Consider the following 2213-nt stretch of genomic DNA (forward strand, 5'->3'; position numbering starts at 1 on the left):
GTCCACGCCAGGGTGCCGATGATGACGACGGGTCGGGGGTCCAGCAGGTAGGCGGGAATCCGGGGGACCCCCGGGTCTGTCGACTCGTCCGTCATGACCGCGACGCTACCGCAGGCGGCGGGGCGGTTACTCTATGACGGTTCCTCACCCACAGCTCAGGAAGGTCACCAGATGTCGCAGAGCACCGGGGCCCCGTCGCAGCCCCCCACCAAGGTCGGGGCGCTCGATCGCTACTTCAAGATCAGCGAGCGCGGCTCGACGGTGTCCCGCGAGGTCCGCGGCGGGCTCGTCAGCTTCTTCGCGATGGCCTACATCATCATCCTCAACCCGCTGATCCTCGGCTCGGGCACCGACGTCGAGGGCAACCAGCTGTCGATCGTCGAGATCGCCGCGGTCACCGCCTTCACGGCGGGCGTGATGACCATCGCGTTCGGTGCGATCGCGCGGTACCCCTTCGCATTCGCCACGGGCCTGGGGATCAACTCGCTCGTCGCCGTCACCATCGCGCAGCAGGTGACCTGGGCCGAGGCCATGGGCCTGGTGGTCATCGAGGGCATCATCATCGTGATCCTCGCCGTCACCGGGTTCCGCACCGCCGTGTTCAACGCGGTGCCCGGCGAGCTCAAGGCGGCCATCGCCGTCGGCATCGGCCTGTTCATCGCGATGGTCGGTGTCGTCGACTCCGGTTTCGTCCGCCGCCTCCCGGACGCGGCCGGCACCACCGTCCCGGTGGGGCTCGGCATCAACGGGTCGATCGCCTCGTGGCCCACCTTCGTCTTCGTCGTCGGTCTCCTGCTCTGCGGAATCCTCGTCGCACGCCAGATCCGCGGCGGCCTGTTCATCGGCATCGTCGTCACCGCGGTCTTCGCGGTGATCGTCGAGGCCCTAGCGGACGCGGGCCCGTCCTTCGTCGACGGTGAGCCCAATCCGACCGGCTGGGGCCTCGCGGTCCCCGGCATCCCCGATTCTCTCGGGGGCATCCCGAACCTGTCGCTGATCGGCCAGGTGGACCTCATCGGCGCGTTCGTCCGCATCGGGCCGCTGGCCGCGGGACTGTTCGTCTTCACCCTGCTGCTCGCCAACTTCTTCGATGCCATGGGCACTTTCACCGGCCTCGGCAAGGAAGCCGAGCTCATGGACGACAAGGGCAACCTGCCCAACATGAAGGCCGCGCTGGTCGTCGAGGGATTCGGTGCCGTCGCCGGCGGTCTGACCTCGTCGTCGTCGAACACGGTGTTCCTCGAGTCCGCCTCCGGCATCGCCGAGGGAGCCCGGACGGGCCTGGCGAACGTCGTCACGGGCGGGTTGTTCCTGCTGGCGATGTTCTTCACCCCGCTGTACGAGGTCGTCCCGGTCGAGGCCGCCGCGCCCGCGCTGGTGATCGTGGGTGCGCTGATGATCTCGCAGATCAAGGCGATCGACCTGACCAACTTCGCGGTCGCGCTACCGGCGTTCCTCACGATCGTGGCGATGCCGTTCACGTACTCCATCGCCAACGGCATCGGGATCGGTTTCATCGCCTGGGTCGTCATGGCAACGGCCACCGGCAAGGGCCGCACCGTGCACCCGATCCTCTGGATCGTCGCGGTCGCGTTCGTCGTGTACTTCGCGATCGGTCCCATCACCGACGCGCTGGCCTGACCGGCCGGCGGGAGGAGCGACCGAACCGTGCACGTCGTCGACGTCTCCGACCCCGCCGACCCCAGGCTGGACGACCTCCGCGACCTCAACAACTCCGACCGGCGGCCCGACCTGCCCGGCGGGCGGGGACTGGTGATCGCCGAGGGCACGTACGTCGTGGGCCGCATGCTGCTCTCGCGCTTCCGGCCACACGTCCTCCTGGGTACCGACGCGCGGTTGCACCAGTTGCGCAGGGAGGCCGCCGCCGAGGGGTGGGACGCCGACGAGCGCGCGGGCGACGCGGTGTATCTGCGCACCACCAAGGACGTCCTCAGCGAGGTGATCGGCTTCCGGTCCAGCCGCGACATCCTCGCCGCCGCGGACCGGCCCGCACCACTGCCGGTCGAGGAGGTGCTGGACGGCGCGCGGACGCTCGTCGTGCTCGAGGGCGTCAACGACCCCGAGAACCTCGGCGCGATCTTCCGCAACTGCGCTGCCCTCGGGGTCGACGGCGTGCTGTTCGGGGCGGCGGCCGGGGACCCGCTCTACCGGCGGGTCGTGCGGGTGTCGATGGGACACGTGCTCCGCCTGCC

Annotated in this window: 2 protein-coding genes; both read left to right on the forward strand. The window is 69.5% G+C overall.

The window, feature by feature from the left end; all coding sequences use genetic code 11:
- Positions 1 to 171 precede the first annotated feature (171 nt).
- Positions 172 to 1641: an NCS2 family permease gene (locus G6023_RS11145; RefSeq protein ID WP_067712674.1), complete on the forward strand. Its 1470-nt coding sequence runs from the start codon at positions 172 to 174 to the stop codon at positions 1639 to 1641.
- 27 nt (positions 1642 to 1668) lie between these two features.
- Positions 1669 to 2213: TrmH family RNA methyltransferase (locus tag G6023_RS11150; protein WP_182635522.1), on the forward strand; the 545-nt coding region annotated here is incomplete at its 3' end.

It is taken from the genome of Dietzia sp. DQ11-71 (assembly GCF_014144995.1).
Lineage (GTDB): Bacteria > Actinomycetota > Actinomycetes > Mycobacteriales > Mycobacteriaceae > Dietzia > Dietzia kunjamensis.

Coding starts and splice junctions, on each gene's coding strand:
- G6023_RS11145 (WP_067712674.1), top strand. CDS start 172: ATGTCGCAGAGCACCGGGGCCCCGTCGCAGCCCCCCACCAAGGTCGGG.